General features: G+C 35.8%; 17 protein-coding genes and 1 pseudogene. 8 read left to right on the forward strand and 10 right to left on the reverse strand.

Translation table 11 applies throughout. From position 1 onward, the window contains the following. Positions 1-14: 14 nt before the first annotated feature. Positions 15-1,313, reverse strand: a pseudogene (locus ACFFU9_RS02515) (phosphohydrolase); the annotation flags it as partial. Positions 1,314-1,525: 212 nt separating this feature from the next. Here ACFFU9_RS02515 and ACFFU9_RS02520 point away from each other — a divergent pair. Further along, entirely contained in the window at positions 1,526-2,704 is a 1,179-nt protein-coding gene (locus ACFFU9_RS02520; RefSeq protein WP_379859790.1) for an acetyl-CoA C-acyltransferase, read from the forward strand. A gap of 128 nt (positions 2,705-2,832) precedes the next feature. Beyond that, positions 2,833-3,582, forward strand: a complete 750-nt coding sequence (locus ACFFU9_RS02525; protein WP_379859791.1) for a C40 family peptidase — start codon at positions 2,833-2,835, stop codon at positions 3,580-3,582. A gap of 57 nt (positions 3,583-3,639) precedes the next feature. Here ACFFU9_RS02525 and ACFFU9_RS02530 read toward each other — a convergent pair whose 3' ends face one another. Both ACFFU9_RS02530 and gyrA read right to left on the reverse strand, forming a co-directional pair. After that, a complete protein-coding gene (locus tag ACFFU9_RS02530; RefSeq protein WP_379859792.1) occupies positions 3,640-4,884 on the reverse strand; it encodes a tetratricopeptide repeat protein in 1,245 nt (414 codons plus the stop codon). Between the two features lie 16 nt (positions 4,885-4,900). Next, positions 4,901-7,465 carry a DNA gyrase subunit A gene (gene gyrA / locus ACFFU9_RS02535; RefSeq protein ID WP_379859793.1) on the reverse strand — a complete coding sequence of 855 codons (2,565 nt, stop codon included), beginning with the start codon at positions 7,463-7,465 and terminating at the stop codon, positions 4,901-4,903. Between the two features lie 262 nt (positions 7,466-7,727). On the opposite strand from gyrA, the gene ACFFU9_RS02540 reads away from it, so the two are divergent. Then, complete coding sequence (locus tag ACFFU9_RS02540; protein ID WP_379859825.1) at positions 7,728-10,274, forward strand: ATP-dependent Clp protease ATP-binding subunit; 2,547 nt, start codon at positions 7,728-7,730, stop codon at positions 10,272-10,274. Positions 10,275-10,338: 64 nt separating this feature from the next. Here the strand turns inward: ACFFU9_RS02540 and ACFFU9_RS02545 are convergent, their stop codons facing one another. Beyond that, on the reverse strand, positions 10,339-10,824 hold the full coding sequence (locus ACFFU9_RS02545; RefSeq protein WP_379859794.1) for an Lrp/AsnC family transcriptional regulator: 486 nt from the start codon (positions 10,822-10,824) through the stop codon (positions 10,339-10,341). A gap of 134 nt (positions 10,825-10,958) precedes the next feature. Between ACFFU9_RS02545 and metE the strand changes: the two genes are divergently transcribed. Further along, entirely contained in the window at positions 10,959-13,262 is a 2,304-nt protein-coding gene (gene metE, locus ACFFU9_RS02550; protein WP_379859795.1) for a 5-methyltetrahydropteroyltriglutamate--homocysteine S-methyltransferase, read from the forward strand. Positions 13,263-13,321: 59 nt separating this feature from the next. Here the strand turns inward: metE and ACFFU9_RS02555 are convergent, their stop codons facing one another. Both ACFFU9_RS02555 and ACFFU9_RS02560 read right to left on the reverse strand, forming a co-directional pair. Continuing rightward, positions 13,322-14,623: an MFS transporter gene (locus ACFFU9_RS02555; protein WP_379859796.1), complete on the reverse strand. Its 1,302-nt coding sequence runs from the start codon at positions 14,621-14,623 to the stop codon at positions 13,322-13,324. A gap of 131 nt (positions 14,624-14,754) precedes the next feature. Beyond that, entirely contained in the window at positions 14,755-15,570 is an 816-nt protein-coding gene (locus ACFFU9_RS02560; protein ID WP_379859797.1) for a M48 family metallopeptidase, read from the reverse strand. A 176-nt stretch (positions 15,571-15,746) separates the two neighbouring features. Between ACFFU9_RS02560 and msrB the strand changes: the two genes are divergently transcribed. Then, entirely contained in the window at positions 15,747-16,226 is a 480-nt protein-coding gene (gene msrB, locus ACFFU9_RS02565; protein ID WP_379859799.1) for a peptide-methionine (R)-S-oxide reductase MsrB, read from the forward strand. A 121-nt stretch (positions 16,227-16,347) separates the two neighbouring features. Then, positions 16,348-16,929: a MiaE family protein gene (locus ACFFU9_RS02570; RefSeq protein ID WP_379859801.1), complete on the forward strand. Its 582-nt coding sequence runs from the start codon at positions 16,348-16,350 to the stop codon at positions 16,927-16,929. Here ACFFU9_RS02570 and ACFFU9_RS02575 read toward each other — a convergent pair. The 4 genes from ACFFU9_RS02575 to ACFFU9_RS02590 all read right to left on the reverse strand — a co-directional run bounded on the left by ACFFU9_RS02575 (position 16,926) and on the right by ACFFU9_RS02590 (position 21,296). Continuing rightward, complete coding sequence (locus tag ACFFU9_RS02575; RefSeq protein ID WP_379859802.1) at positions 16,926-17,453, reverse strand: porin family protein; 528 nt, start codon at positions 17,451-17,453, stop codon at positions 16,926-16,928. The two genes, ACFFU9_RS02570 and ACFFU9_RS02575, sit on opposite strands and share 4 nt — an antisense overlap. A gap of 150 nt (positions 17,454-17,603) precedes the next feature. Further along, a complete protein-coding gene (locus tag ACFFU9_RS02580; protein WP_379859803.1) occupies positions 17,604-18,509 on the reverse strand; it encodes a Ppx/GppA phosphatase family protein in 906 nt (301 codons plus the stop codon). A gap of 3 nt (positions 18,510-18,512) precedes the next feature. After that, on the reverse strand, positions 18,513-20,576 hold the full coding sequence (ppk1, locus tag ACFFU9_RS02585) for a polyphosphate kinase 1 (protein ID WP_379859804.1): 2,064 nt from the start codon (positions 20,574-20,576) through the stop codon (positions 18,513-18,515). 231 nt (positions 20,577-20,807) lie between these two features. Further along, positions 20,808-21,296 carry a SixA phosphatase family protein gene (locus tag ACFFU9_RS02590; protein ID WP_379859805.1) on the reverse strand — a complete coding sequence of 163 codons (489 nt, stop codon included), beginning with the start codon at positions 21,294-21,296 and terminating at the stop codon, positions 20,808-20,810. Positions 21,297-21,732: 436 nt separating this feature from the next. Here ACFFU9_RS02590 and ACFFU9_RS02595 point away from each other — a divergent pair, with 436 nt between their 5' ends. Beyond that, positions 21,733-22,248, forward strand: a complete 516-nt coding sequence (locus ACFFU9_RS02595; protein ID WP_379859806.1) for a hypothetical protein — start codon at positions 21,733-21,735, stop codon at positions 22,246-22,248. Between the two features lie 38 nt (positions 22,249-22,286). Beyond that, positions 22,287-26,618: a T9SS type B sorting domain-containing protein gene (locus ACFFU9_RS02600; protein ID WP_379859807.1), complete on the forward strand. Its 4,332-nt coding sequence runs from the start codon at positions 22,287-22,289 to the stop codon at positions 26,616-26,618. Positions 26,619-26,620: the final 2 nt, after the last annotated feature.

Raw genomic sequence — 26,620 nt, forward strand, 5'->3', positions numbered from 1 at the left:
ACAAACAGCGTTGCCAGTCCGCATAAAATAAACAATCCAAATGTTTGCCATTTAATGGTTTCAACACTGCCCTCGTGAATTACAAAAAAAGCAAAATAGGCAATAATATAAATTAACGTAATCTGCCCTACAGATATAAAAAGATTGGCACGCTTGTAAAGTTCTGAAACCGTTAAAATAGTTACAATTCCCGCAATAATCTGTAAAAACATATATTCGTAACTATTAGGAACAATAGATCCCAACAACAGCACCGTGATAACATGTGCAAAAAGACCTAGCCTAGCATCAAAAAACGCTTTAAACACAAGAGGTAAGATACATATGGGAACAACATAAATATATTTTGAATTGTAATTAATGACCAAGGTGGTCAATAAAACCATCAAAAAAATATTAAAAAATATAAAGGTCACTTTCGTATTGTTTTCAAATACTTCTTTTCTGTTTTTCTTTAAAAAAAGCAGCATCATCAAGAGCGCCAAGGACACCAACAAGGTGTAGGCAAAAATAATCCAGTTATAGTTGGACTCATTCCATACCTGTGACTCGTATTCAGATTGTAGAGATTTTAATATTTGAAATTTATCACCTTCAATAATTTCACCCTTCGAAATAATAAGCGTTTCTTTTGCAATACTTCCTCGTGTATATGAGATTTTATTAAGTTCCTCTTGTAGAACTTTTTCAGTAAACGATTTGTCATAAATTAAGTTAGGCTCTATAAGATCAAAGAACAAGGAGATAAAGTCTGTTTTAAACCCATTTAAATTGTTCTCAAAAAGTATTTTCTCAATAGTAGGTGAGATTTTATCTTGAAGCACTAAATTAGAAAATGTGGTTTTATGTTTTTCTACGCGCCCTTCTAATATTACGACCGTTTTTTTCTCTGAAAAGCTATAATCCTCATTTAAAATACCATATTTAAAAAGTTTAGAGATAACTTGATTACCAACTTTAAAAAGTTTTTCTTTTTTAAATTTACCAATAGAATCTGAAAACACCTCATAAAAAACTTCTGAATACCTCTCCTTCAAACTATTTACAACAATCGTATCTAAATCAAAATACAAAGTGGCATTATCTGTAATCGTACGCTTTTCCGTAGCAATCTCTTCTTCAGATTTTTTAATAGCAAAATCAAAGGGAGCATATAAATTTTCAGATTGCCAAGGTTTACCTTTTTCAAAACTATACTTAAACTTTCCACTTTTAGGAAACAAATACACGATTAAAAAAGTTGTTAAAATAAAGAGCAACCCCTTATATATTAAGGAATGGTTCCGGTATAGTTTGTTTATAAAATCATCCATGTATCGATCACATTTGCTTCTGAGGATTTATTTCTCTTAAAAAATAAGTTTAGCAGCTCTCATTTTTAGTCAATGATTTACTTCTAACAATTTCCATTTTTCAAATGTAATAAATTTATAAGGCTTATAGTTTTTTTTTCATAATACATCAAAGCTTATAATTTCTATCAAAAAATGATTATTTTCGCTTCTAGTCAATTAAATCTCTATCCATGCACAAAGAAGTCGTTATTGTATCTGCAGCAAGAACTCCAATAGGAAGTTTCATGGGAGCATTATCTACTATCCCTGCTCCAAAACTTGGTGCTATTGCCATTCAAGCTGCTTTAGAAAAAATAGATTTAAAACCAGAGCTTGTAGAGGAGGTTATCATGGGCAATGTAGTGCAAGCTGGCGAAGGTCAAGCGCCAGCAAGACAAGCTGCTTTATTTGCAGGGATCCCTAACCATGTACCATGTACAACCGTTAATAAAGTGTGTGCCTCAGGAATGAAAGCCATTATGCAAGCGGCTCAAGCCATCGCATTAGGAGATATTGAGGTTGCGGTTGCTGGTGGTATGGAAAACATGAGTTTAATTCCCCATTATATGTATGCTAGAACCGCCACTAAATTTGGCCCTTCCACTATAATCGATGGAATGCAAAAAGATGGATTAATAGATGCGTATGACCAAAACGCTATGGGGGTTTGTGCCGATTTATGTGCTAATGAATATCAATTTACTCGTGAGGAACAAGACGCGTATGCTATACAATCCTATAAACGATCTGCAGCAGCCTGGGAGGCTGGAAAATTTAATAATGAGATAGCCCCTGTTAAAGTACCTCAACGTCGTGGAGAGCCTGTAATAGTTGTTAAGGACGAAGAGTTTACCCATGTTAGTATGACTAAAATATCTGAACTGCGTCCAGCATTCTCAAAAGACGGCACTGTAACTGCCGCAAACGCTTCTACTATAAATGATGGTGCGGCAGCTTTGGTGTTAATGAGTAAAGAAAAAGCTGAAGCATTAGGACTAACGCCATTAGCAACGATAAAAGGCTATGCCGATGCTGCACAGGATCCTAAATGGTTTACTACCGCTCCAGCTAAAGCTTTACCTATAGCATTGGCCAAAGCTAAAATTTCTATAGACGATGTGGAATATTTTGAATTAAATGAAGCCTTTGCCGTTGTTGGCTTGGCGAACATTAAGTTACTAGGCCTAGATAATAACCGTGTAAACGTAAATGGCGGCGCCGTATCCTTAGGACATCCTTTAGGCTGTTCGGGTGCTAGAATTTTAGTAACCCTTCTGAATGTATTGGAACAGCACCATGCAAAAATTGGTGCTGCTGCTATCTGCAATGGAGGCGGAGGCGCTTCTGCTTTAATTATTGAACGCCACTAAATATTAAATAGTTCTATCGTGTTTGTAATTATTATGAAATATTTTTTAAAATCTGTATTTAACCGTATCAAATGGTGTTCAAAACGTGAGCAACACCTAAATAATTAATAGCAATATATTGAACCTGTATGCAATACGGAATATGTAATTTAAGCATTGCGCCTTTAAGATTTGAAGCTTCGGATGCTAGCGAATTGGTTTCGCAACTTCTATATGGCGATCACTTTAAAGTATTAGAGCAACGAAAATCTTGGAGTAAAATACGGCTTGCCTATGATAAATATGAAGGCTGGATTGACAATAAACAATACTTAGAAATCACTGAGGAACAATATACCGGCTTACAGCTTGCAGCCCCAAAGCTTTCGTTAGATTTAGTGGAGTTTATTGAAGATGAGAGGGGGCAGCTCTACCCTATCTTACTAGGGTCTTCCTTAAACGGGCTATCCCTATTAAACCATTCACATGATAGCCCTTTTACACAAGGTGAACAGCCTAAAAAAAACTTGATCCCAACCGCCTATTCATATTTAAATTCACCATATCTGTGGGGAGGAAAAACACCTTTTGGCATCGATTGTTCCGGATTCACACAAATGGTTTATAAATTAAATGGATTTAAGTTGTTGCGGGATGCTTCACAGCAAGCTACCCAAGGTGAAGCTTTAAGTTTTATTGAAGAAAGTGAGCCTGGAGATTTAGCTTTTTTTGATAATAATGAAGGGGTTATTACCCATGTAGGAATTATTATGGAGGATAACTACATTATACATGCCCATGGCAAAGTAAGAGTGGACCGCTTAGACCATTCGGGCATATACAATGTGGACAAAAACATGCACACGCACAAACTTCGTGTCATTAAAAAAATAGTATAAAAAAAGCCGCTATTTGCGGCTTTTTTATTTATAAATTAAAATACAACTAAAGGCACTTTATTCAAGGGCTTCTACTTTAGCTTTCATATCTTTATAATTATCGGTCTCACCTAATATGCTATAAATGTTCATTAAGGTTTTTGCAGCATCGATATTTTCAGGATTGATTTCAAGCGCTTTCGTTAAATATGGCAACGCATCTCTATAAAGTTGTTGGCGTGCTTCTTTTAACTCATCGTAACGTAGATTATCCTTTTTAGAATTACCCAAACCATTCATTTCTTTCACATACACTTCCTCTTCTCCTAATATTAAAGCTGCCAAGTTTATATAAGCGTTAACATATTTCGGATCCAATTCTACAGCTTTCTTGTAATATTTTTTAGCAGAATCAATATCTCCAGATTCTGATGCAATAACCCCAAGGTTATATTGCAACTCTGGATTCGCTGGATCTTTTTTAGTCGCTTCTTCAATTAAAGCTCTAAAACCTTCTCTATTGCCAAGTTTAAGCTGTAAGTCTGCTTCAACCAATAATAAGTTCAAGTCGTCTGGATTTTCTTTTCGTGCTTCCTTCAAAGCCGTTATGGCTTTCTCATCATCGCCATTGGACTTATAAATTAAAGCGATGTTTTTTACAATTTCAGCTTTTTTAGACTCCGAAACCTTCTGAGTAGGATTGACGTGGGTCTTTGCCTTAACTGAAAGATCCCGCATTTCTTTACTTTGAAAAACCTCTTGCTCTTTGGTTTCACTGTTAACAGCTAAGTATTGCTTTTCAACACCTGTATAACCTAAATCTTTAAGTTCTTCATATAAAACTAAAGCCCGGTTATAATCTGGGACACTAATCGCCGTACTTGCAGCATAGTATAAGTAAGTGGTATCTTTAGGAGATAATCGATATATTTTCTCAAAGTAATCAGAACTTCCTACATAATCTTTACTCTCATAAGCTTTATTACCGCGCTCTAATAATTTATTTATCATATCGCGTTTTAAATCTTTCACTTCTTGCCCATAACCCGCTTTAACGTTATTAAGACTTTCCAAAGCCTTATCAAAATCGGCATTGGAGCCTGCCCCATTCGCATATAATGCTTGTCCAAAAAGATAATAGTACTGAGCCTCCTGCTTACCATCCATTTCGGACATTGCTGATTTAGCCTGATTTAAAGCTGCTTTTGCTTCAGCATAATTGTTTCCTTTAATTGCTTTTTCAGCAGTTCTCAATTCCTTTTTTTGTGCGAAGGAAAATACACATGCTGAAAACGCTAAAGTTATAATAACTCGATTTTTCATATTCTTAATATTTAATTTAATTGTCATTACTTGTTTCGTCTTGGGAATTATCAAGAGTTGTGCCATCTTCTAATCTGTCTAATTCATCATCACCCTCCAGAATATCCATAACCTCTTCTTCCTCATGCATAACTTTAGCCACTGCTGCTATAGAGTCCCCGTTTTTAAGGTTTATAAGCTTCACACCCTGTGTAGCTCTTCCCATAACCCTTAGGTCTTTCACACCCAATCTTATGGCTATACCCGATTTATTGATAATCATTAGATCATCCGTATCCGATACACTTTTTATAGCGACCAATTTTCCGGTTTTTTCGGTTATAGAAATAGTTTTCACACCTTTTCCACCACGGTTTGTTATTCTATAAACAGGTTCTCCATCTTCGGGATCATCGATATAAGTACGTTTACCATACCCATTTTCCGAAACAACCAACACCGATTCTTCTTGCGGATTTTCAATAGTTATCATGCCAATAACTTCATCAGTATCGTTATCCAGCCTAATGCCGCGAACACCGGAAGCACTACGCCCCATAGGACGGGTTTTTGCTTCTTCAAAACGGATGGCTTTACCAGATTTTAAAGCTAACATGACTTGGCTTTCTCCCGTTGTTAATCTCGCTTCCAGTAAAATATCATCCTCTTTTATAGTAATGGCATTAATACCGTTTGTTCTTGGTCTCGAGTACTGCTCTAAAGAAGTTTTCTTAACTTGACCATTTTTAGTAGCCATAATGACATAATGGCTATTAATGTAATCTTCATCCTTTAAATCTTTTGTACAAATAAATGCTTTCACATTATCATCTTGCTCAATGTTTATTAGATTCTGAATGGCTCTACCCTTAGAGGTTTTACTGCCTTCTGGAATTTCGTAAACACGCATCCAGAAACATTTTCCCTTTTGAGTGAAGAACAACATATATTGATGATTTGTACCTACAAATAAATGTTCTAAGAAATCTTCATTACGTGTGGTAGACGCTTTTTGCCCTACACCACCTCTGTTTTGTGTTTTGTATTCATTTAAAGACGTGCGTTTAATATAACCTGCATGAGAAATGGTAATAACCACTTGCTCATCGGGTATCATATCTTCAATACTAAGATCACCTCCTGCATATTCAATCACAGAACGACGCTCATCACCGTATTTATCTTTAACCACAAGCAATTCGTCTTTAATGATTTCCATACGCCGCTCTTTATTGGCCAAGATATCTTTTAAATCTTCTATGGTTTTCATTAACTCTTCGTATTCAGCCCTTAGCTTATCCTGTTCTAAACCAGTAAGTTGACGCAGACGCATCTCTACAATGGCTTTTGCTTGAATTTCTGAAAGCTCAAAACGTGCAATTAATTTTTCACGAGCTTCATCCGCATTCGAAGATCCCCGTATTAAAGCGATAACCTCATCAATATTGTCGGAAGCTATAATCAAGCCTTCCAATATATGGGCACGCTCTTCAGCTTTACGCAATTCGTAAGTCGTTCTTCTTACCACGACATCATGTCGGTGTTCCACAAAGTATTGAATCATATCTTTCAGATTCAGCAATTGCGGACGGCCTTTTACTAAGGCAATGTTATTGACACTAAAAGAAGACTGCAATGCAGTAAACTTATAAAGTTTATTCAAAACAATATTAGGTACAGCATCACGTTTTAAAACATATACGATACGCATACCATTTCTATCGGACTCGTCACGAATGGTGGCAATACCATCCATTTTCTTTTCGTTTACCAAATCAGCAGTCTTTTTTATCATCTCTGCTTTATTGACTTGATACGGTATTTCTGTTACGATAATACACTCCCGCCCTTGAACCTCTTCTATAATGGCTTTCGCACGCATTACTACACGTCCGCGCCCCGTTAAAAAAGCTTCTTTCACACCATCATAGCCATAAATAATTCCTCCCGTAGGGAAATCTGGCGCTTTAACGTGTTTTATAAGTTCCTCTATTTCTATATCATGGTTTTCAATATAAGCAACTATACCATCTACAACTTCACTTAAGTTATGAGGCGGCATATTAGTAGCCATACCAACAGCAATACCTGAAGCTCCATTTACCAATAGTCCCGGAATACGAGTTGGCAACACCTTAGGCTCATGCAATGTATCATCAAAGTTAAGCTGAAGATCTACAGTTTCTTTATCAATATCCGCAAGCATGTCTTCAGATATTTTTCGCATACGGGCTTCTGTATAACGCATGGCCGCCGGGCTATCACCATCGATAGACCCAAAGTTACCCTGCCCATCTACCAGCATGTAACGCAAGCTCCACTCTTGGGCCATACGTACCATCGCATCGTATACGGATGTATCACCATGAGGGTGGTACTTACCTAAAACCTCTCCAACAATTCTCGCTGATTTTTTATGTGCGGTATTTGATCTAATCCCTAATTCATGCATACCGAAAAGCACACGGCGGTGCACCGGTTTCAAACCATCTCTTACATCTGGCAAAGCACGTGACACAATGACCGACATTGAATAATCAATGTAAGCCGATTTCATTTCATCTTCAATGTTAATAGGGATGAGTTTTTCTCCTTCTGTCATAAATAAATTATTAAGATGTTTTTTAAAATTTCAAAACGTGCTAAGTTAACCATTTCCACAGTCATAGTAGGGTTTTTACTAAGCTTTTTTCGTGTTTTTTATTAACAATTTAATCCTGTTTTTTCGTTAATAAGTTAAAGGTCTAAAATTTTGATTTTATAAAGTTTTTTTCGTCAATTAGCAACTTACTTACATTTTAAGGTATAGTTTTTGCCATTAGTAAAATGTTTTAGTATTTTTAATGCAGAAAGGAAACTTAATTATGGACGATAATTTTTCACCCAGAGTAAAAGATGTTATTGCATACAGCAAAGAAGAAGCGATGCGTTTAGGCCACGACTTTATAGGTACCGAACATTTAATGCTCGGCCTACTTCGAGATGGCAACGGCAAAGCAATCAATATACTGAATGCTTTAGACATTGATTTAAATCATTTAAGACGAAAAGTAGAAATATTGAGCCCCGCCAACCCAAATATACCTGTAATTTCAAATCAAAAAAAGAACTTACATTTAACTAGGCAAGCAGAGCGTGCTTTAAAAACCACATTTTTAGAAGCGAAGCTATTTCAAAGTAATTCTATAAATACCGCACATTTACTGTTGTGTATTTTAAGAAATGAAAACGACCCCACTACCAAGCTTCTAAATAAACTTAAAGTGGATTACGACAATGTTAAAGAACAATTCAAACTCATGATTACAAACGACAACGACTACATAGAACCAAAGGCCCAGTCTTTTCAAGATGATGACACTTCGCCAGAGGATTCCTCCAAAGACAACCTTTTTAGCACTCCAACAGGGAAAACTAACAAAAAATCTAAAACACCTGTTCTAGATAACTTTGGACGCGACCTAACGGCCATGGCCGAGGAAGGAAAACTAGATCCAGTGGTAGGGCGCGAAAAAGAAATTGAACGGGTTTCGCAAATTTTAAGCAGAAGAAAGAAAAATAACCCGTTACTTATTGGTGAACCTGGTGTTGGTAAATCTGCAATTGCCGAAGGTTTAGCCCTGAGAATAACAAAACGAAAAGTATCCCGTATCCTTTTTAACAAACGCGTGGTGACTTTAGATTTGGCAAGCTTGGTGGCTGGCACAAAATATCGTGGCCAATTTGAAGAACGGATGAAAGCCGTCATGAACGAACTTGAAAAAAATGACGATGTCATCCTCTTTATAGACGAAATCCACACTATTGTTGGGGCTGGCGGCGCTACAGGAAGCTTAGATGCTTCCAATATGTTCAAGCCTGCTTTAGCACGTGGTGAAATTCAATGTATTGGCGCCACCACTTTAGATGAATACAGACAGTATATAGAAAAAGATGGTGCTTTAGAGCGTCGTTTCCAAAAAGTCATTATAGAGCCTACAACGGTTGAAGAAACCATTGAAATCCTTAACAACATTAAAGGGAAATATGAGGAGCACCATAATGTGGATTATACTCCAGAAGCGATTGAAGCTTGTGTAAGGTTAACCAATCGCTACATGACAGAGCGTTTTTTACCAGACAAAGCCATTGATGCTTTGGATGAAGCAGGATCTCGTGTCCATATAACCAATATCGAAGTTCCTAAGCAAATAATTGAACTGGAAAATCAATTGGAGGCGATTAAAGAAACCAAAAATGCGGTTGTAAAAAAGCAAAAATATGAAGAGGCCGCAAAGCTTAGGGACGACGAGAAGCGTCTTGAAAAAGAATTGGCCATTGCTCAAGAAAAATGGGAAGAAGACACCAAACAAAATCGTGAAATTGTAACGGAAGACAATGTTGCAGATGTGGTATCTATGATTACCGGCATCCCTGTTAACAGAATCGCCCAAACAGAAATTAACAAACTAGCATTATTGCCAGAATTGATTAGAGGCAAAGTTATTGGCCAAGACGAGGCTGTTGCAAAGGTCGTAAAGGCCATACAGCGTAATCGTGCAGGACTTAAAGACCCCAATAAGCCCATTGGCTCATTTATATTTTTAGGGCAAACAGGCGTAGGGAAAACACAGTTGGCCAAAGTACTGTCTAAAGAATTATTTGACAATGATGATGCACTGATTAGAATCGACATGAGCGAATATATGGAGAAGTTCGCAATCTCTAGATTAGTGGGTGCACCTCCAGGCTACGTCGGTTACGAAGAAGGTGGGCAATTAACAGAAAAAGTAAGACGAAAACCTTATGCAGTCATTCTTTTAGATGAAATAGAGAAAGCACATCCAGATGTATTCAATATGCTGCTACAAGTATTAGACGATGGTTTTCTAACAGATAGCCTAGGCAGAAAAATTGATTTCAGAAACACGATTATCATCATGACCTCTAATATTGGAGCTAGAAAATTAAAAGATTTTGGATCTGGTATCGGTTTTGGCACCGCTTCTCAAAAAGCACAGGAAGACGCTAATGCTAGAAGTGTAATTGAAAATGCATTGAAAAAATCTTTTGCCCCAGAATTTTTAAATAGAATTGATGATGTTGTGGTATTCAATCCTTTAGAAAAAGAACATATCAGTAAAATTATCGATATAGAGCTTAATAAGCTACTTATTAGAATTAAAGATTTAGGCTATACTTTAAAATTAAGCGACCCAGCTAAGGCCTATATTGCCGAAAAAGGCTTTGATAAGCAGTATGGTGCAAGACCACTAAAAAGAGCTATTCAAAAATATATTGAAGACACTTTAGCGGAAGAAATTGTGGCATCACATGTAGATGAAGGCGATGAAATCCTTATCGATTTGGATGACAAAACAAACGAATTGAATGTGGAAATCAAAAAAGCCGAAAAATCAACAGAATCTTAAAAATAGTATTACCTAACAATTCAAGAACCCAGAAAAAATTTCTGGGTTTTTTTATATCCTTTTTTTAAATCGGCACACTATATGTATTCTTAATTTCTCCCATTACAAAAGTACTGTGCGCACTCCCTATATTTTGAATTCGCCCTAAACGATCTAAAACAAAATTTTGGTATTCTTTCATGTCTTTCACCAATATCTTCAAAAAAAAATCATAATCCCCAGAAATATTATAGCACTCTACCACTTCATTTAAAGCTAAAATATCCTTAACTACTTGATCCCCTATTTCTCGCGTATGTTCCTTTAGGGTAATGTTACAAAATATCATCAACCCCTTATTTAATTTTTCAGCATCCAAAACCGCTACATAACGCTTGATATACCCTCCTTTTTCCAACTTTTTTACCCGTTCAAAAACCGGTGTTGTAGATAAGTTTACTTTGGCGGCCAACTCTTTAGTCTTCAAGCTCGAATTGGCTTGTAAAAGTTTCAAAATTCGAATGTCGATGGCATCTAAAGTTGATGTAGAATTATTTTCTATAAAACCCATAATTTACGCTTATCAATAGTTTATAAATCTCTTATTAACAGCAAAAATAGTCTATTAACCTAAAAAAACAGCCTTATTATTTTATTTTATTCTTTAAACATAACTTTGCTTAGACATTAAAACTACTTAAAATTATGAAAACTACCGTTTTAGGATATCCACGGATTGGAAGCCAACGTGAATTAAAAAAAGCTTGTGAAGCCTTTTGGTCTGGAAAATCTAGTGAAGAGGCGCTATTACAGATAGGAACCGAATTAAAGAAAAAGAATTGGTTACAACAACAACAATTAGGTATTGATTTAATACCGTCTAATGATTTTTCGTTTTACGACCAAGTTCTGGATGCCTGTTTAACCTTTGGGTGTATTCCAAATCGTTATAAAAACATAGACAAAAGTAACGTTCTGGAACTGTATTTTGCTATGGCACGCGGACTTCAAAAGGAAAATATTGACGTAACCGCTATGGAAATGACCAAGTGGTTTGATACCAATTATCATTATATAGTGCCAGAATTTGAAAAAGAACAAACTTTTGAATTCTTTTCGAAAAAAATAATCAATGAATATAAAGAAGCTCTTGAGTTAGGCATAAAGACCAAGCCTGTATTAATTGGCCCTGTAACCTTTCTTCTTTTAGGAAAAGAAAAGGAAGCCGGTTTCCATAGGATAGATTTATTAGAGAAACTTTTACCCGTATATTTTGAAGTCTTATCGGCATTAACCGATTTAGGGGTTACGTATGTACAATTTGATGAACCTTGCCTAGCCCTTAACCTGTCTGAAAAAGAACAACAGGCAATAAAAATTACTTATGAAAAAATAAATGCGGAATTCCCTAAACTAAAAGTATATCTTGCCAATTACTTTGATTGTTATGGAGACAATCTAGATATCGCACTTCAACTACCAGTAGACACCCTACACCTTGACTTAGTAAGATGTACTTCCCAATTAGATGACATTTTAGAATCTAAGCATTTTAACCCTAAAACAAAACTTTCTTTAGGTGTTGTAGACGGCAGGAACATTTGGAAGAACGATTTTGAAGCCTCTCTAAAACTCATAGAAAAAGCTTCTAAAAAAATAGCATCAGAAAATTTATGGATAGCCACATCCTGCTCGTTGTTACACACGCCTTACGATTTGGATTTAGAATCCACTTTAAAACCGGAAATAAAACAATGGTTGGCTTTTGCTAAACAAAAACTTGAGGAAGTTGTTACGCTTAGAAATCTGTTATCTGATGAAAGTGATGCCTATTTATCTCTTTTTGAAGAAAACAAACTAGCCAATCTTACAAGAAAAAATTCTAGTTTAATACATAATGAAAACGTTAAAGAACGTATTCTAAACCTAAAACCTTCAGATTCGCACCGCGACAATCCGTTTTCTATACGTCAGGCCCAACAAAAACAAACCCTTAACCTACCTTTATTCCCCACTACAACTATTGGGTCTTTCCCACAAACTAAAGAAGTGAGAAGCTGGCGGTTAAAACACAAAAAAGGACTTATAAGCCAAGAAGAATATGATAGTTTAATTGCTAAGGAAATTGAAGATTCTATACGTTTCCAAGAAAAAATTGGGCTAGATGTATTGGTTCATGGTGAGTTTGAACGTAACGACATGGTAGAATACTTTGGTGAAAAACTAAATGGATTTGCCTTTAGCAACTTTGGTTGGGTACAAAGTTACGGCAGCCGATGCGTTAAGCCTCCTATTTTATTTGGTGATGTGTCTCGTGAAAAGCCTATGACTGTTAAATGGTCCGAATACGCACAGTCTTTAACAAAAACTCCAGTAAAAGGGATGTTAACAGGGCCGGTTACCATTTTACAATGGTCTTTTGTTAGAAACGACCAGCCCAGATCGACTACTTGTAATCAAATAGCTTTAGCCATAAGAGACGAAGTCATCGACCTGGAACAACATGGTTTAAAAGTGATTCAAATAGACGAACCAGCCATTCGTGAAGGCTTACCATTAAGAAAAGAAAATTGGAACGCATATCTGGATTGGGCCATAAAAGCTTTTAGAATTTCGGCTAGTGGTGTTACTGACGATACCCAGATACACACCCATATGTGTTATTCTGAATTTAACGATATTATGAGCAGTATTGCCGCTATGGATGCTGATGTGATTACCATAGAAACCTCGCGATCTAACATGGAACTATTAGATGCTTTTGTAACCTTTAAGTATCCTAATGAAATTGGTCCGGGCGTGTATGACATCCATTCGCCAAGAGTGCCATCCTTAACCGAGATTGAAGACCTGTTAATAAAGGCTAAAAATGTTTTGCCCAAAGAACATATATGGGTTAATCCAGATTGTGGCTTAAAAACCCGAGCATGGCCAGAAACAAAAGAAGCTTTAAGAAATCTTGTAAAGGCTGCTGAAAATTTAAGAAAAAGAGAATTGGAATTAGTTTAGTTTATTTATTTATTTATTTGAAGTTTAAAAGTCTGGAACCTGATGTGAGAAATCAGGATTCAGACTTTTTTATTTTCCTTAGGTACCCTAAAGAGCAAAATAATACCAAACAAAAAGAATACGAATAGAAACAAAATAGCATGGCGCATGCTACCTGTAATCTGATCAATAGTTCCATAAATAATCATACCTATAACTATTCCTATTTTTTCTGCCACATCATAAAAACTAAAATACGAGGTAGTATCTTCTGTTTCTGGTAGAAACTTTGAGTAGGTAGATCTAGCAAGCGATTGAATACCGCCCATAACCAACCCCACAACACTTGCTGCGATATAAAATTGTACGGGCGTTTTCATATAATAGGCATAAAAACATATGCCCATCCAAATAAAATTAATAGCAATAAGCGTTTTAATGTTTCCAAACTTAGCAGAAGCTTTAGACGTTAAAAAAGCTCCTAAAATGGCAACCAATTGTATTACTAATATACTCACGATCAATCCGGTGGTTTTCTCTGCATCCCCACCCCAATTAATTTCTTCTTCTCCAAAATAAACTGCGACCAACATAATGGTCTGTACCGCCATACTAAACACAAAAAAAGCATGCAAATAGCGCTTTAACCTTAAATTTAACTGCAATTGTTCCCATACTAAGCGCAGCTCCTTTAAACCATTAAACACAATAGCTCGAGTGACCTTATGCCCAGACGACGTTCCTTTTGGTAAAAAATAAAAAGAATATTGAGCGAATATTATCCACCATAAGCCTACCGTTACAAAAGCATATCGCATCATTTGTATTTTAGCCTCACCAGTACCTTGACTCATAACCATTGCTAAATTCAAAATAAGTAAAATAACGCTTCCAATATAGCCCATTGAAAACCCTTTGGCACTTATTTTATCCTGCTGTTCTAAAAAAGCAATGTCTGGTAGGTAAGAATTATAAAAAACCAAACTGCCCCAATACCCTATAAGTCCCATAAAATAAAACAAAACACTAAGGTAAATATGTTCTAAACTAAACCAATACAACCCAATACAGCCTGCACCACCCACATAGCAAAAAAATTTTAAAAAGTTTTTTTTGTTACCCACATAATCTGCAATTCCAGAAAGTATAGGAGACATACATGCCACGACCAAAAAAGTAAACGCTGTTACAAAGGTTATCAGTACCGTGCTTTTAAACTCAAATCCAAAAGCATCCACTTTTTTTACTTCTGAAATAAATAATGCCGAATAAAATATAGGAAAGATAGAAGACGCAATGGTTAGCGTATAAACTGAATTTGCCCAGTCGTAAAATGCCCAAGCATTTAATAATTTTTTACTCCCCTTTTCCAGTTGTTTCATATGTGGTGTTTAACTATAGCGCATGTCGTTATAAAAGCGCGATAATATGGTGGATATACTCAATAAAAAAGCCGCTTTTTATAAGCGGCTTCTAAAGTAATTAAATATTTTTAAATGGAGCATTGCTATGATTACCTAAAACTGGTAACTCCAAATTTTTTGGCCTCTTCCTTGGCTTTTGGAGCTAAGGCAGTCAGATTTGCAATTCTAGTATCATTAGACGGATGTGTACTTAAAAACTCTGGGGGTGCTTCCCCCCCACTATTGGCTTTCATACGTTTCCATAGTTCGGCTGCTTCATCAGGATTATAACCTGCTACAGCCATAATGTAAAGTCCGATTTTATCTGCTTCACTTTCATGGCTTCTACTAAATGGCAACATAAGTCCTACTTGAGAACCCACGCCATAATATTGATTAAAAGCATTACGAGTTTCTTCATCACTAATGGCAATATTTCCCGCTACAGCACCAAATTGCTGTAACATACCAGCACTCATACGTTGTTGACCGTGATTTGCTAAAGCATGAGCCACCTCATGCCCCATAATAGCCGCCACACCTGTTTCGTTTTTTGCTATAGGCAAGATACCGGTATAGAAAACAATTTTACCGCCTGGCATACACCAAGCATTAACGGTTTTATCGTCTACTAATTTGTACTCCCATTTATAATCGTTTAAATAGCCCACATATCCATTGGCAGATAGCCAGCGCTCTGCAGCAACAGCAATACGCTGTCCAACTCGTGTTATCATTTCAGCGTCTTTAGTACCTGTTACCACTTTGTTTTCGTTTAAAAACTCATCATACTGGGCAAATGCTGTTGGAAATAATTGTGAGTTTGGCACCAATGCCATCGTCTTTTTTCCTGTAAAAGGGTTTGTAGAACAGGCTGCCATAAGCACCAATGCTCCAAACGCTATTGTTATTTTTTTAAGTTTCATCTTTAGAATTTAATGTGGGGATAAAAATACAAAAAAGTAGCTTTATTTTTAAATACTGCCCTTATATATTTATTCCGTTTTTAAAAGACAAATGAACAACAAATTGTTAGGTTTCATTAATGCTTTCGACAAAATTGTTAACACATATCTAATCCTTTCAAATAACACCAATTCTAATGAAGACCTTTTTATATCTATTTATACCTATGTTTTTTTTAAGTTGTAACAGCTCAGCCCAAAAAAAACCTATAAAATCGGAAGTATTTACAATTACTAAAACTGAAGCCGAATGGAAAACCCAATTAACCAATCAAGAATTTAAAGTATTAAGAACATCGGGAACGGAGCCGGCATTTTCTAGTCCGTTAAACGAAAATAAAGGTCGCGGAACCTATGTTTGCAAAGCTTGTGAAACCCCGTTGTTTAAAAGTGAGCATAAGTACGATTCTGGCAGCGGTTGGCCAAGTTTTGATAGAGAAATAAAGGGTCATGTAGCATTTTCTACAGACCGCGACCTAGGATACCAAAGAATCGAAGAGCATTGCGCCACCTGTGGAGGGCATCTAGGCCATGTATTTAATGATGGGCCAAAAAATACAACTGGAAAGCGCCATTGCGTGAATGGTGTTGCATTAAAGTTTGTTCCTGAAAATTAAAGAATAGGCCTCAAAATTGTTTACTCTTTTGAATATAAAGAAAAAGAAGATGCATTATCTATATGATTTGTATATTTGAATACAAAATCAAACTAGGTTTAATAGCAAATTCCATAATAATATGCTCGGTTTAAAACTTCCCACAGACCCACGTTGGGTGAATATTGTTGAAAAGAATATAGAAGAAATACTAACGGATCACGCTTTTTGTGAACAGAAAGCTACAAGTACAGCTATTTCTTTAATTGTGAGTTTTCCAGAATATACAGATTTAGTACAAGAAATGGTCGCTTTGGTAAAAGAAGAAATCAGTCATTTTAAAATGGTACATGATAAAATTATCGAACGGGGCTGGACGCTTGGGCGAGACAGACGCGATGATTACGTGATTCAGCTTTTACAATTTTTCCCAAAGGGCGGTAGTAGGACTACTCAATTAGTACATCGTTTATTGTATGCTGCGCTTATTGAAGCTAGAAGTTGTGAGCGCTTTAGATTGCTCTCTCAAGAGCTAGAAGACAAAGAGCTTGCTCATTTTTATAAACAGCTTATGGTAAGCGAGGCCAACCATTACACCATGTTTCTTGGTTTTGCACGACAGTACGGAGACAAAAAAGAAGTGGATACCAAGTGGCAACAACTTCTTGAATATGAAGCAGAAATTATGAGCAACTTAGGAAAAACAGAAACCATACACGGTTAAAACTTATAACCAACACCTAATTGGATAGTTGAGTTTTTGGCGGAAACGCCTAAATACTCATCAAAAATATTTGAAATCCCATAGGTATACCGTGCATCGATAAACAAGGCATAATTAAGTTTATATTCTAAAGCACCAACCGCCGAGTAAGCCATATTCCTGATACCATCATCTTTTTTATGGATTTTCAAACCTACTTGAGGCCCTGCGCCCAGATGCATTTTATTGCCTAACCTCAACTTTAATAAAATAGGAGCCTGTAGATAATCTAACTGAATTAGTTCTTGTTTTGCACCTTCAGCAGAAAACTGGATTTCCGGTTGTAAGGAAATATTTTTAGACAGGTTGAAATCGGCCAAAAACCCTATATAAAACCCATTTCTATGCTGATTCTCCAAGGTTGGTTTTTTTTCAAAGTCTAAATTTGAAATAGTAACACCTGCTCTAACACCATATTTGGCTGCTTGAGAATACCCTTGAAATGCTAAGATGAACAATGCTGTAAAAAGTAATGTTTTTTTCATAAATGTTATTTTTAATAAGTCATTTGAAAACTTAAGAACCCTATGTTTTACACACTGATCACTTGTTTGGAATTGACTTTAAAGTATTACAAAAACGAATATATATTATTAATTCAGAAAACAAATATTTAAAAGTCAAAGTGCATAATTTTACTGTGAATTGCTTGAAACAGTATCATAATAAATGCTTTTAATTATGCCATCTGCCAATCCTATTTTGGGCACATAGATGTTTTTTGCACCGCTCCATTTCATCGACGATAAATAAATTCTCATAGCTGGAATGATAACGTCTGCCCTATCTTGATTTAAATCCAATTCAGTAATACGCTCTTCATAAGAATAGGTTTGAAGCATATTAAAATAAGAAGTCATGTAAAAATAAGACAAAGGTTTGCCCATAGCTTTTCCAGAAACTTTAAATATTTTATTAATGTTTCCTCCAGAACCGATCACGTCTAGTTTATCATAGCCCCTAACATTGGTTTTTATCCAACTTTCCAAATCCTGCCAGGCTTCTTTTTGAACCATATCGTTAAGCAACCTCACTGTACCTATTTTAAAAGATTTTGAAGCCACCTGTTCTCCTTGATGAATCACTGTAAACTCTGTACTGCCCCCTCCTACATCCACATATAAATATGTTTTATTGGGATCAATATATTTATGAAGGTCTGTTGCAGCAATAATAGCGGCCTCCTCTTCCCCTATAATAACATCAATGCTTATTCCAGAATTTTCTAAAACCATATCCACCACCTGTTTGCCATTTTCCGATTCCCGCATGGCAGATGTAGCACAAGCTTTATATTTTACAACCTTATGGGATTTCATTAACAACTTAAAAGCCAGCATCGTATCTAAAATACGTTGTGTATTTTCTTCTGATATTTTATTTTCAATAAAAACATCTGCACCTAACCGAATGGGCACTCGAACCAAAGAGTTTTTTTTAAATTGAACAGGTTTTCCTTTTTGCTCAATAATATTGGAAATTAATAATCTTACAGCATTTGAACCAATATCTATGGCTGCATATTTTTTTATTGATAACATACTTTATTCTTGTAGTTTTTTTACGTAATAATTATAGGTTTCAACCTGAGACCTTACTTTCTCATTATTATTGACACGATATGTGTTTAATTGCGATTCATCTAAGAGTCTCGCTTTTACGTTGTCGCTCCAACAAATGTTAAAGGTGTCGATAATTTCATTTTTAATCGACTCGTCATAAATAGGGCAACTTACCTCTACTCTATTATTGATATTTCTCGTCATCCAATCTGCCGATGATATATATATACTAGGATTATTATTATTCCCGAAAATATAAAGTCTGGTGTGCTCTAAAAATTTATCAACGATACTAATAACTTCTATATTTTCGCTCATTCCTTTTACTCCAGGAACCAAGCAGCAGATCCCCCTTACAATCATCTGTATTTTAACTCCTGCACGACTTGCTTGATAGAGCTTATCAACCATTTCGTAACTCGAAATACTATTCATTTTTAACCTAATACTTCCTTCATTTCCATTTTTAACATGCTTTATTTCATTGTCAATAAGTTTAAATATAGCTTTTTTTGTGTAGTGAGGCGAGGTTATTAAATGTTTATATTTATAAATCCTATAATTGGTCTCGAAAAAATTGAAGACTTTAAGAAAATCTTTCAATAAACTTTGGTTTGACGTTAATAAGGTATAATCTGTATATATTTTTGCTGTAGATTCATTAAAATTCCCCGTACTTACAAACCCATAGCGTTTAATCTTTTTATCTTCTTCACGTTCGATAACACACAATTTACTGTGCACTTTTAAACCTTGTACCCCAAATATTAAATGCACGCCTTCGTCTTCCATTTGTTGGGCATAATTAATATTGGCCTGCTCATCAAAACGTGCCTGCAACTCTATGGATACTGTAACCGATTTACCGTTAATAGCAGCGTTAATCAATGAACTTGCAATATCTGAAATCTCAGCAAGTCGATAAATGGTAATTTTAATGGTTTTGACCTGAGGGTCTAAAGCAGCTTCTCGTAAAAACCTAACTACATAAGAGAAGGTATGATATGGGGTATAGATTAAATAATCTTTTTTGGCAATTTCCTTAAATATATTACTTTCTAGACTTAGGCCTTTTACCTGTAGCGGCTCTATTTTCTTGTAAAGTAGGTCTCTTCTACCAGAACTAGGGAAATTCATATAATCGCGCCTATTGTGATACCGCCCACCCGGGATAATACTATCGGTAATATCAATCCCCATTTTTGACATTAAATACTCTAAAGTTTCATTATGGATGGTATCGTCGTAAACAAATCGTACTGGAACTCCAAATTCGCGGTGCTTAACACTGTCTGAAATTTTATCGATAAAACTTTTGCTTAAATCACTTTCAAAATCCAATTCGCCATCGCGGGTTATTTTTATCATGTGCGCAGAAATGCTATCGAAATCAAAAATATTGAAAATATCATTTAAACAATAGCGCAATAAATCATCAATCATAATAATATAACTATTATTATTCTTTTTGGGCAACTCTACAAACCGATCTATGGTTTTAGGTATTTCAATTAAAGCAAATTGGCGCTCCTTATTTTTCATAACCATTCTAACCGCCAAATAAGCTGCTGTGTCTTTTAGATTGGGCAATTTTACTTGATCACTTAAAATGATGGTTACGAGTGCAGGACTAACCGTTTTTAAATAATATTTCTTTATGAAACTTTTTTGGGGCCCTTCAATTTGGGTCTCATCAATAATAAAAATATTTTCTTTTCTTAAACTAGCTTTAATAGCACTTAAAATTTTCAAACTATCGCTCTGTTGCTGAATTACAATTTGTGTAATCATTTCCAAAAGTTTGGCGGCTTTTATGCCACCTAATTCGTTTTTCCCAGCTTTACCCGCCTCGACAATACGTTTTATGGTCGCATATCTCACTTTAAAAAACTCATCCAAGTTATTTGAAAAAATACCCAAAAACCGTAATCGTTCAATCAAAGGCACCGTTACATCTTCTGCTTCTTGCAAAACCCGAGCATTAAATTGCAACCAGCTAAGTTCTCTATTTATATAACTGTTATCGTTTTTTTCAACTTTAATCATGCTTTTATTCTAGTTTTTCAACAAATATATTCTATTTATGCTTAAAAGAAAACCTAGATTAACTTTCATATTATGAATAAAAGAGTAAGCACAATGGCTTAAAAATTAACGAAAATATAATCTTTGGGTAAAGAAATATATTTTATTTACTATTCATGCACGAGAAAAACCAACACCTTAGCACTACAACATACTGATTAATACCGAATTTTAAAACACGCTTTTACCTTATTAGGATTTCAAATCTCTTGGAAAAACAGACAGCAGCATTTTTCCTGGTTTTAAATCGTTCCATTTGGCGATATCAAATTCTAAAATAATGGTACCAGAAGTGGGCACATTCTCTACTGGTTTGTCTCCAAAAGTGTTTACAAAATCTGTTATAGCGTGGTTATGCCCAAAAACCATAAGCGTGTTTACAGAATTATTACAGCTTTTTATAACCTCTAAAAAATTATATCCAGCAAAATCATACAAGTCATGATTTAGTAGCATAGCATCCTCATTAAAATTGAGGTTCTTTAAAAAGATATGGGCTGTGGCACGTGTTCTCTTAGCATCGCTACAAAGAATTAAATCGGGTGGCGAAAGTTTTAATTTAAGGTCTTCTGAAACTAATTTAGCATCACTTTCTCCTCTTGGAGCCAGAGGTCTTTCGTGGTCTATAACATCATAGTCCCAAGAAGATTTAGCATGTCTAACAATAATTAATGTTTTCATAGGTTTCGATTAAGTGCAAGTATTTATCGATTAAAACTCTTTTTTATCGATTAAAAGCATTGTATTTCTTTTAATCTAGAAATAAATGATAAAAATATAAAATTAAAACAACGATGCTAACAAATATCACGAATATAAAAATCCGTTTATCGGACTAAATTATCGTTAAAGGGAACAAGGGATCTTTTAGTCGAATTTATAAGTGATTTACCTTCTTTATTTGATATAACAACAACATATATGTTCTTTTGTATGGCCTACTAAAACATAAAGAAATGACCCAAAATCGAATTACACGTATTGCGCCTAGTCGTTTATCACTCTCTCACATAAATTCCCTCAAAAAAAAATTATTGATTTATCCTTAATATCATTTATGATGATTTAAAGGCCATATACACCTATTTTAATATTTTGAACTAATACGTATTAAACCATGAAAATAAAAGTCCGACAAAACGTCTTCATTCTTTTTTTAGTTTGTTTTTCTCTAGTGTCCTTACACAACAGTCATGCCCAGCAAAATAAAATCTATGAACTGAAAGACCAAAAAGCGCTTAAAAACCCAAACAACATTGGTGCTGAGGATCATACCATTCCGCATGATTTTTTATTTAGTTTGAAACCTACAATTTATTTAAAAAATAACGCTATCCTAAACGTTACCGGATTAAACAAACCCGTAGGCCTTACTTCTTATGATGGGAGTTCTTTATCAATTTTGAAAACTGAAAACCCCTTATTCAACAGTGTCAAAGTCCTTAAAATACAGCTCAATGAACCATCCGATTTAGGTAAGGTTTTAGATTTCTCGTCAATTCGAGAATTTAGCAGCCTTCAGTATATATATGTTATGTGTTATTTTAAATGTACAGAACACCAAATACGTGCATTTATCCAAAATGCAAACCCAGAAATCATTGTTTATTTCGAAAACGTCAATCCATCATAATTAAAACTACAATTAGTCCAAATTAAACTAATTAAGACATGAGCAAACTATACGCTATCAAATTAAAAGCTTTTATTAATCCCATACCTATGGCTTTAGTATTTATGGTATTATTAAGTCTTAAAAGCTTCTCCCAAATTAGAGTTCCCTTTAATTCCAGAACTTCACACTTTACCCCTAGTAAAACTACTTATAATGTTAAAGGTGATTTCACCATGTTAGGCAACACCAATTTAACATTAATTAATTATGAAGACGATGCGCATAACGGTTATAAAGACATGCGCTATGTGGATATTGATAACGATCCCAATACATTAAACTCATCGAGAGCTGAACTAAAATTGTCTGATGAAAATGGTGCCGATCCAAATTGCTCAAACATTATCTATGCGGGGCTTTACTGGACGGGAAGATCTGAAAGAGACGAAGTGTTTGGTGTTATGACAAGCCAAACCGGCCATAACGAGATATATGATGGCACCTCTTATACCATGACTGTAAGTAGAGAAGGAAGTGCAAACAATTATTACCCGCGTTACACCTTTACCGCTTCAGGGTCTGGAACACCTGTTATTTTTGAAAGTTTAAACAGCAATAATTACCAAGTAAGGTATTCCACCAATGGGGGGACGACTTGGGCCATTGCCAATAATCAAACTGTTCTATCCAAAACACCTAATAATGATAGTGTTATAATTTCATTCGACCCCATAACGTTTGGATCAGGAAACAATAAACTAAGTATTAGAGCTTTACAACGCGATGAGGATTTTAATGAAAATGAGTACAATAACAGAATTCATGCATTCGCCGTACAAGGAAAAGAATTTAATAAGCGTAAAATATCTTTAAAAGGGCCCATGGCATCTTCTTATACCGAATTTACGGCAGATGCTAACGATATTTACTATCCTTCTGGAACTGATAATGATATTTTTTCTGGATATACCGAGGTTACTGATTATGTTAAAACAAATGGTATAGGCGATTATTATGTAGCCGATATCGCTTTACGTGAAGGTAACGGTAGCAATATTGGTTATTTTGGAGGCTGGGGCATGGTGGTGGTTTATGAAAACTCTAAAATGAACTGGCGCGATATCACTATTTTCGATGGCCATGGTTTTGTTGATAATAATGGCGTAAGGGACTTTGAGTTACCTGTTTCTGGTTTTAATACTGCACAAAACGGCAATGTAAATGTAAAGTTGGGCATTATGGCCGGCGAAGGAGATAACTATTATGGTGGCGACTATTTTAATATTCGAAATGCCGCAAACACCCAATGGGTACCGCTATCGCATTCTGGTAACACGGCCAACAACTTCTTTAATTCTTCAATAATTACCGGGAACAATACCCGGTTTCCAAACTTAATAAACAACACAGGCTTGGATATAAACATGTTTGAAATAGACAATACCAACAATGCCATTATAGGCAATAACCAAACGTCTACAACATTTCAGTATGGTACTTCTACAGACACATATGCTATTTTCAACATTGTTTTCTCTGCAGATGCATATGTACCAGAAACAGAAGGCATTTTAACAACCACAGCTATTAATGGCCATACGCCTCTTAGCCATGCAACAATATTGCCAGGAGAAGAAGTCGATTATGTATTAGAAATTAAAAATAAGGGAACAGAAGCAACAGAAAACACAGTACTTACCATTCCTGTTCCTTATACTTCAAAGTATAAAGAATTAAGTATTGCTTACCACACTTATGGCCCTTTTTCAACCCCCAATGCCCCCTATTATAATCCCAATTTGGGAGCTACAGGTTCTATAGTATGGAATCTGGGTACCTTACCTGTTTCTGCTTCTCCCAGCGATGTGTTAGCAGATATTAGCTTTAGCCTTAGCGCTACCAAAGATTGCTCTATTTTAGTAAACGCTAATTGTGATTCTAGAATTGCTGTTGGCGGTACTATTACAGGGGAAGGAGCCATTTCTAAGGTTGCTTTTAACCAACAACTCATTCAGGGCTATGAAACTATGGGAACCTGCATAGGAGAACCTATACCAACTCCAAACATCGTAACCATTGATGCAGAAGATTATGTAAATGCAAATTGTGGCGATTTTACAGCTATAAGAGACTTTTTCTTTTGTAACATAGGCACCACAGCTATTGAAACCTCTAAAGTTAAGGACGCATTCCCTCCAGGATCAAAATTTTATAATGAATACCCATTAACAGGAACATCAGTTCAATACAATGCTTCAAACCCATTTCCTCCAACTGTTGGTACTTCAACATATTATGCCATACACCCTGGGTCTTCATCCTGTTATTATGAATTTACAATTGAAGTAACCTCTATAACTTCTGTACCAACAGTACAGGACATAAGCTATTGCCTAAACGAAACTGCCCTTCCATTAAGCGCTGTTCCTAGTGATGCGCCAACAACACCATCGGCTTATACCATCTATTATTATGCAGATAATAACCCCTTAACAAGTGCACAAAGTACAATCGTACCTGCCACAACCACTGCTGGAGAAACCATTTACTATGCGGCCGAAGGGTATTCTAACTCATGCATCAGCCCTAATAGAGTCCCTATAAAAGTAACGGTACGTAAAGCTATTGAAATCACCATAGAAACTATTAAAAATGTATCCTGTAACGCTGGCAGCGATGGCGCTATTGCTATTTCTGTAACAGAAGGCTCGGGAAACTATACTTATGAATGGGACCGTAATGACACTGCAATCCCAGATTCGAATCGTGAAGATTTAGAAAATTTGATGATAGGAACATATACGCTAACCGTTACCGATAACGATACTGAATGTTCTGTTTCAAAAACTTTTGAAGTTGTAACAGCGATAGACGTCATAAACCCCACCATCACCTGTCCGGCAGATATCACATTAAATGTAGATGAAGACGCTTGCGAAGCTACTAATGTAACACTAGAAACACCAATTACAGCAGATAACTGTGGTGTAGCTACCGTAGAGCACGATGCCCCAAGCAACTTTCCTATGGGAAATACTATTGTAATCTGGACGGTAACCGACCATGCTGGCAACATCCAAACTTGTGAGCAAACGGTAACGGTAATCGATACGATTAAACCCACTATAATTTGTCCTTCTAACCTTTCTGTAAATGTAGATGCAGAAGCTTGCGATGCGACCAACGTAACATTAGAACTACCAACCACAGCAGATAACTGTGGTGTGGCTACTGTAGAAAATGATGCGCCAAGTAGCTTTCCCATTGGCAATACTATTGTAACCTGGACGGTAACCGACCATGCTGGCAACATCCAAACTTGTGAGCAAACGGTAACGGTACTAGATCATACTCCTCCTGTATTTGTAGAGTCGCTTCCTGTTGATGCTACTTATGAGTGTGACCGTGTTCCTGACGCGAAAACACTAACAGCAACAGATGCGTGTGGAACAGCTGAAGTTACTTTTAATGAAGAACGTATAGAAGGCGCTTGTACTTCCAATTACTTATTAAAACGCACATGGGTAGCCACAGATTTAAGTGGACTAACAACCTCTTATACACAAACAATAACCGTTCAAGATACTCAGGCGCCACAAACCACAACAGCCTTCGATAAAACCATTGCTGTAATTTGTGATAATATACCCGCCATACCCAACTTAGAGTTTACCGATAACTGTTCTACGGAAGTAACGGTTTTATTTGAAGAAACAAATGCCTTTGATGAAAACAACCCTTCCGATTACGAAATTGTAAGAACCTGGACTGTTGCTGATGCCTGCAACAACGAAGCCGTTTTCACCCAAACCGTTTCAGTAACTTTAAATGAGCTGGTAACCACTACAAGCGACAGAGCTTGTTCTGATGATGGCACTATCGATCTAAACGATTATTTAACCAATACAGATACTTCAGGAACTTGGACGCTTATGGAAGGTGATGCGCTACTTGATCAACATATATTCGACCCAGAAAATGTGGTCTTAGGGGATTATAAATTCCATTATACTGTGGCTAATAATGGCTGTTTAAGCACTACCTTTTTAACCTTGGAAATCCATGATGAGTGTATTGTTTTACCTTGCGGAAAAGAAGATGTTGTTATTTCTAAAGTAGTCACTCCTAACGGAGATACGTTTAATGATTATTTTACTATTGAAGGTATTGAAACATGCGGTTTTGTTGTGGAATTACAAATATTCAATCGCTGGGGCGCTAAAATTTATGAAAATTTTAATTATAAAAATGACTGGAATGGCTATGCCCATAAATCCTCTGTGGGTAATTCCGATAAAGTTCCTAATGGAACGTATTATTATATCATCAATTTAAAGGATAGTGGATTAAAACCTTTTGCTAAAGCTTTTTACATAGGAACCAAATAAAC

The sequence above is a fragment of the Mariniflexile ostreae genome (assembly GCF_042427585.1).
Classification (GTDB): Bacteria; Bacteroidota; Bacteroidia; order Flavobacteriales; family Flavobacteriaceae; genus Pseudalgibacter; species Pseudalgibacter ostreae.

Coding starts and splice junctions, on each gene's coding strand:
- ACFFU9_RS02520 (WP_379859790.1), top strand. CDS start 1,526: ATGCACAAAGAAGTCGTTATTGTATCTGCAGCAAGAACTCCAATAGGA.
- ACFFU9_RS02525 (WP_379859791.1), top strand. CDS start 2,833: ATGCAATACGGAATATGTAATTTAAGCATTGCGCCTTTAAGATTTGAA.
- ACFFU9_RS02530 (WP_379859792.1), bottom strand. CDS start 4,884: ATGAAAAATCGAGTTATTATAACTTTAGCGTTTTCAGCATGTGTATTT.
- gyrA (WP_379859793.1), bottom strand. CDS start 7,465: ATGACAGAAGGAGAAAAACTCATCCCTATTAACATTGAAGATGAAATG.
- ACFFU9_RS02540 (WP_379859825.1), top strand. CDS start 7,728: ATGGACGATAATTTTTCACCCAGAGTAAAAGATGTTATTGCATACAGC.
- ACFFU9_RS02545 (WP_379859794.1), bottom strand. CDS start 10,824: ATGGGTTTTATAGAAAATAATTCTACATCAACTTTAGATGCCATCGAC.
- metE (WP_379859795.1), top strand. CDS start 10,959: ATGAAAACTACCGTTTTAGGATATCCACGGATTGGAAGCCAACGTGAA.
- ACFFU9_RS02555 (WP_379859796.1), bottom strand. CDS start 14,623: ATGAAACAACTGGAAAAGGGGAGTAAAAAATTATTAAATGCTTGGGCA.
- ACFFU9_RS02560 (WP_379859797.1), bottom strand. CDS start 15,570: ATGAAACTTAAAAAAATAACAATAGCGTTTGGAGCATTGGTGCTTATG.
- msrB (WP_379859799.1), top strand. CDS start 15,747: ATGAAGACCTTTTTATATCTATTTATACCTATGTTTTTTTTAAGTTGT.
- ACFFU9_RS02570 (WP_379859801.1), top strand. CDS start 16,348: ATGCTCGGTTTAAAACTTCCCACAGACCCACGTTGGGTGAATATTGTT.
- ACFFU9_RS02575 (WP_379859802.1), bottom strand. CDS start 17,453: ATGAAAAAAACATTACTTTTTACAGCATTGTTCATCTTAGCATTTCAA.
- ACFFU9_RS02580 (WP_379859803.1), bottom strand. CDS start 18,509: ATGTTATCAATAAAAAAATATGCAGCCATAGATATTGGTTCAAATGCT.
- ppk1 (WP_379859804.1), bottom strand. CDS start 20,576: ATGATTAAAGTTGAAAAAAACGATAACAGTTATATAAATAGAGAACTT.
- ACFFU9_RS02590 (WP_379859805.1), bottom strand. CDS start 21,296: ATGAAAACATTAATTATTGTTAGACATGCTAAATCTTCTTGGGACTAT.
- ACFFU9_RS02595 (WP_379859806.1), top strand. CDS start 21,733: ATGAAAATAAAAGTCCGACAAAACGTCTTCATTCTTTTTTTAGTTTGT.
- ACFFU9_RS02600 (WP_379859807.1), top strand. CDS start 22,287: ATGAGCAAACTATACGCTATCAAATTAAAAGCTTTTATTAATCCCATA.